4 protein-coding genes are annotated in these 5,316 nt (G+C 63.2%); all 4 read right to left on the reverse strand.

Features of this window, described 5'->3' with window-relative positions:
- Positions 1-822, reverse strand: an 822-nt coding sequence (locus VGD20_RS08945; RefSeq protein WP_331134111.1) for a LysR family transcriptional regulator, incomplete at its 3' end; no start/stop codon positions are given.
- 242 nt (positions 823-1,064) lie between these two features.
- Positions 1,065-2,969, reverse strand: a complete 1,905-nt coding sequence (locus VGD20_RS08950) for a peptidase M61 (RefSeq protein WP_331134112.1) — start codon at positions 2,967-2,969, stop codon at positions 1,065-1,067.
- Between the two features lie 49 nt (positions 2,970-3,018).
- Positions 3,019-4,458 (reverse strand): amidase, encoded by a 1,440-nt coding sequence (locus VGD20_RS08955; RefSeq protein ID WP_331134113.1) that lies wholly within the window; start codon positions 4,456-4,458, stop codon positions 3,019-3,021.
- 126 nt (positions 4,459-4,584) lie between these two features.
- The coding region (locus VGD20_RS08960) for an alpha/beta hydrolase family protein (protein WP_331134114.1) at positions 4,585-5,316 on the reverse strand (732 nt) is incomplete at its 5' end.

Consider the following 5,316-nt stretch of genomic DNA (forward strand, 5'->3'; position numbering starts at 1 on the left):
CCGGGCGCTGCGATTTGTCTCCTCATGGGAAACCATCCAGAGTTCGGTGTCGAACGGGAGCTCTATCTCGAGCCGCACCAGATCGAAAATGGCCTTTCGATAAAAGGAGGGGCCGAGGGCAATGCCAAAGCCCGTTTGCGTCGCTGCCACGGCAAAGTTCGCGGAGTTCGTCTTGAACGTCGGGCCATCGCTGGCATCCACGATGCCTTGCCACCAGTTGAACAGCTGGTCGGTGTGATGAATGGCCTGATAAATCAGATTATGGCCTGCGAGTTCGTCTATCGCGGCCGGTACGCCGCTCCGTCGCAGATATTCGCGCGATGCGAACAGGGAAAATCCCAGCATTCCGAGGCGGAAGGCGACAAGGCGTGGGTCTGTGGGCCTGACGATGGTGATGGAGATATCGGTTTCCTCGGTCAGGAGGTTGCCCGCGTGCGATCCTGTGACCACATCGAGCGCAATATCGGGATATTGCCTGTGGAAATCGCCCAATATGGGCGTGACCCAATGCGTGCCGAGCCCCTCGGATACGTAAAGGCGTACGACCCCGGCCAGCTGTCCGTCCATTCCGGCAATATCGTTAGTGACGGCCGATACGACCGCTTCCATCTCGTTCGCCTTCGCGACCAGCGCCTTTCCCGCCGTCGTCAGGGTCATGCCATGGGCCCGGCGAACGAACAGCTTCGCGTTGAGCTCGCGCTCGAACTCCTGCACGCGTCGCGCAACGGTCGTGGCGTGGGCGCCCATCTTCTCGGCGGCATGGTGAAAGCTGCCACTCTGGGCGACGGCTAGAACGAATTGAAGATCGTTCCAGTCGCGCATCGGGCGCCGCTTCCTAGCTTGTGCCATCCCTCAATCCTCCCTGTCGCAGCGGCATCGATGCGCGATGAGCTGCGCAGATGCAATTGATGCGAGATTGCGGAAGCACCAACAACTTGCCCAACGTCAGCTATCTCAGATCTGCGGCTAAAAGCGGAAGGTCAGAAAGCGGCCAAATGCTACGGTTCAGGCTGCCAAATTGGCCGCGCCCGCGTCCGAGCGGAAAGCGTTGCCGCCATCGCCTCCTACGGACGCGGGGCGAGCAACTGATCTAAACCGCCATCTTCCACGCCAATTTTTTCCAGGCGCGGATAACGCAGGCCGCCATGATAGTTGATGATGACGTCGCGATAGCGTGTGCCGCCTTTCACCAGCAGCCGGATCGGCGCGCGCCTGTCTTTTGCAGACTTGATCGCAGCGATAAGCCGGTCATCCGAATATTCGCGGCCGTCAACGGCAACCACCGTGTCGGCTACGTCGAGGCCGGCTTCGAACGCCGGCGAGTCCCAGGTAACCGCGCTGATCGATCCGGCCTTGCCCATCACCAGTCCCAGCGAATAGCTGAGGTCGGCCTGGCTGCGGCTCTTTTGCGCACTCTTGAACGCCGCGGTCGGTTCATCCGTATAGACGAGCCGGTAGCCGTTGGCCTCGAGCCCCGCCAGCGGGGCCCGCTCGCTTAATCCCTCGAGGCGTGTCTTCAGCAGCTGTGCCCAGTCATAGGGATGAATGTCGTTCAGCGTCCCGACCACCTGATCGAAATCATAGGTCAGGACCCCCCAGTCCCCGTCGCGCATCCCGAAGAAGGCGGATGCAAAATCGTCGAGCGACTTCCTTCCGCCCGACTGCTTGCGCAGCACTGCATCGACCTCGAGCCAGACCAGAAGCCCTTCATTGTAATAATCTTCCGAGCGCTGCCAACTGACCCATCCCTTGGGGCGCCGCCGCGCGATGACAGGGTCGTTGGTCGTGTCGATCAGGGGGCGCCAGGTTCGCGCCGGACGGTTGTCGAGGCCGGCGGCGATGCTCGCCAGCATGTCGAGCGTATCCTGCTTGGACACGATCCCCGACCGTGCCTGGAGCACATAGCCCCATAGCTGCGTCTGCCCCTCATAGACCCACAGCAGCGAGTCGCGCATCGGCGTCCGGAAATCGGGGGTCCAGGCGTCGGCGCCGCGTCGAAACTTGCCGTTCCAGCTATGCGTCAATTCGTGCGGCAACAGGTTGCGCGACCCGGGTCCATCGTTCCATTTAGAAAAATATCCAGGCTTTACGCCGTTTTCGGAGCTGCGGTGATGCTCGAGCCCGATCCCTCCCATCTCGTCGGTGATCGCAAGCAGGAATTCATATCGGTCGTAGTGCTGGGCACCGAAAAGCTTCACCGCCTGCTTGACGAGCCTGCGGTGCGCGTCAATTTGTTCAGGCTTGGCCTCCAGTTCCTCCGGATCGTCGGCAAAGACGTTCAGATCGACCCGGTCGGACAATTTCCACTCGCGATAATATCGTCCCGCAAAGGCGGGTGAATCGATCAGCGTTTCATAGTCTGTCGTCTCGTACACATAATCGCGACCGCGCTTCTTGGCAGGCAGCCCGGCGACGGCGGTCCATCCTTCGGGATAGGTCGCGGTTACCTGCACCGGGATGCGCCGCGTAAAAAAGCCGGCGGGATAAAGGCTGACATGGTTCCACTGGAGGTTCAGCATATTTGGTGCAGCGACGATCCGGCCCTGATCGGTATCGGTCGGCGAGGTGAACTGGAACTCGATATCGAGCTGACGAACCCCTTTCGGCACATTAATGTGGAAGGCCCACATGTCGACCGTATCGCGTGTCCACGGCACGAGCGCGCCGTCCGCGCGGATCTTGAGACCGGTCAGCTTCTCGATCTGTCCCGCCGGCGCATGCACGCCCGGTAGCCACGAAGGCGACAGCAGGACCATGGCCCCGGGCGCTGTTACCGGGATGGTCTGACTCACGCGGAAAATCCCTTGCTGCACATCGGTCGCATCGACCTTCAACGTCATTATCCCGGGGAAATTGACGTCGCGCGCGGCGGGTATCCGGTTCTCGAATGGGACGGGCTGGGGGGCCGAATTCTGCGCAGCCGCCGATGTCGCGAGCAAGATGGCGGCTAGCGGGAAGAGATGGCGCATGATTGCTCCAGAGAGGGGAGGGGCGAGAAGGTGACGGAATATTCCGCTGTCAGCCGAGCGCGGGGGGCCTCGTTCGCGCAATCCACGGCGAGGCCTGCTCATAGGCGTGGCCGAGCTTCAGGACATCGAGATCGGCGTTGCGCGGACCGATCAGCTGGATGCCGATCGGGAGCCGATGACGACCGCCGAAGCCCGCCGGTATCGCCAGTACCGGGAGCCCCGCCATCGTGGGCGGCAGCGTGACCTCCATCCACCGATGATAGGAATCCATCTGGACCCCCGCGATCTCGCGGGGCCAGTGCTGCTTCGCATCGAAGGGAAAGACTTGCGCGGTCGGGAGCGCAAGAAAGTCGAACTTCTCGAACGCCTTTCGAAATGCCTCGAAGATGCGGGTGCGCCCTTCCGACGCCTTGGTGAGTTCGGTGGGGGTCAGCTTCTTGTAACCCTCCACTTCCCAAATGGCCTCGGGCTTCATCATTTCCCGCTTCGCAGGATTGTCATAAAAGCCTTCGAGATCGGCTCCGACCGACCAGTGGCGCAGCGTCACCGCCGTACGCCACATCGCGCCTGGCTCTTCGACCAGCGCTGCCTCTTCGACCTGCATTCCAATCGTCCGGAAGGCGGCGAGCGCCTTTTCGCATGTCTCGATGATCCCGGGCTCCATCGGCAGCGCGCCGCCGAGGTCGCCGAGCCAGCCGATGCGCTTGCCCTTCCAGTCGCGATCGAGCGGCTGGGCGAAAATCGCAGGATCGTCCGCCGGCGCGAAGGGCGCTCGTGGGTCGGGTCCCGCTTGGACGGAAAGGAGGAGGGCGACGTCGCGCGCGCTGCGCGCCATCGGTCCCGAGGTCGCGAAATTCTGCCAGAACAGATCGCTGTTCGGGATCGACGGGACGCGCCCCCATGAAGGGCGGAAGCCGAAAATATTGTTCCAGCCCGCCGGGTTGCGGAGTGATCCGCCGAAGTCGCTGCCGTCCGCGAGCGGGACCATCCGCAGCGCGAGGGCGACCGCCCCGCCGCCGGTGCTGCCGCCGGCCGATTTACCGGAGTCGAAAGCATTGCCCGTCGTCCCGAAAATCGGATTGTAGGAATGCGAGCCGAGCGCGAACTCGGGTACATTCGTCTTGCCGACGAAGATCGCCCCGGCGCCGCGCATGCGGCTCACCACGAGCGAATCGGCGGCTGGGATGTTATCCTTGAGGATCGGCGAGCCCTGCGTGAAGCGGATGCCTTTGGCGGGAGCGGTGTCTTTCACGGCATGGGGAAAGCCGTGGAGCACGCCCCGAAAACGGCCTGCGGCCGCGTCCTCGTCGCACGCGGCGGCCTCGCCCATCGCGGCCGCGCGGTCGATGCGCGAGACGATCGCATTGAACCGGGGATTGAGCGCATCGACGCGCGCGAGGTGGGCCGTCATCAGTTCGCGCGCGGAAACATCTTTTTTCCGGATCGCGCCGGCGAGCGACACCGCGCTCATGTCGAGAAGCTCGCTCATGCCGGCGGTCCCTTTCACGGCAGCAAATGCAGGAACAGAAACGGCGAGCGCCGGGATCGCAGCCAACAGGTCGCGGCGACTGGGCGCGCGGGAAAAATCAGCCGGGGCCATCAAAACTACCTCTCTTCACAAATGATCGTCGAACCATGCCAGAACCCTGCGCTGGATATCGAGCTGATGCTGCGGCTCGACAATCCGGTGCGGTTCGCGCGGGTAGCTGACCATCATGGTCTCTTTCCCGAGCAGTCGCAGTCCGCGGTAGAAGCCGAGCCCCTGCGCGATCGGCACGCGCCGATCCTCCTGCCCGTGCAGAACGAGCACCGGCGTCGTGACGCGGTCGACCATGCGGAGCGGTGACGATGCGTCCATTCGTGCATTACCCGATGGGGGCACCCCGAAATAGGCGGTGATGAAGTCGGGCGTATCGGTCGATACGGTCGCGCTCACCTGGTCGGTCAGCGCGGCCCCGACAACCGCTGCCTTGAACCTTGTGTCGTGCGTCACCGCCCATGCCGACAGGAAACCGCCATAGCTCCAACCGCCGATCCCGAGCCGCGAAGGGTCGGCGATTTTGCGCGCGACGAGCATATCGACGCCGTCGGTGACGTCCTGATAGTCGTTACTGCCCCAGCCGTCCTTTACCGCGCGCGCAAATTCATTTCCCTGGCCCGCCGAACCGCGCGGGTTGGGCAGCAGCACGGCGTAGCCGTGGCTTGCAAGCATCTGCCCCCAATCGACCCAGCTGCCTTGCCAGGCCGCGGTCCAGGTCTCGTGCGGCCCGCCATGCGCCAGCACCACCGTTTTCACCGGGATGCCCGGGCGATAGGTCGGAGGGGTGATCAGCACGCCGTAAATCGG

The organism is Sphingopyxis sp. (assembly GCF_036402335.1).
Classification (GTDB): Bacteria; Pseudomonadota; Alphaproteobacteria; order Sphingomonadales; family Sphingomonadaceae; genus Sphingopyxis.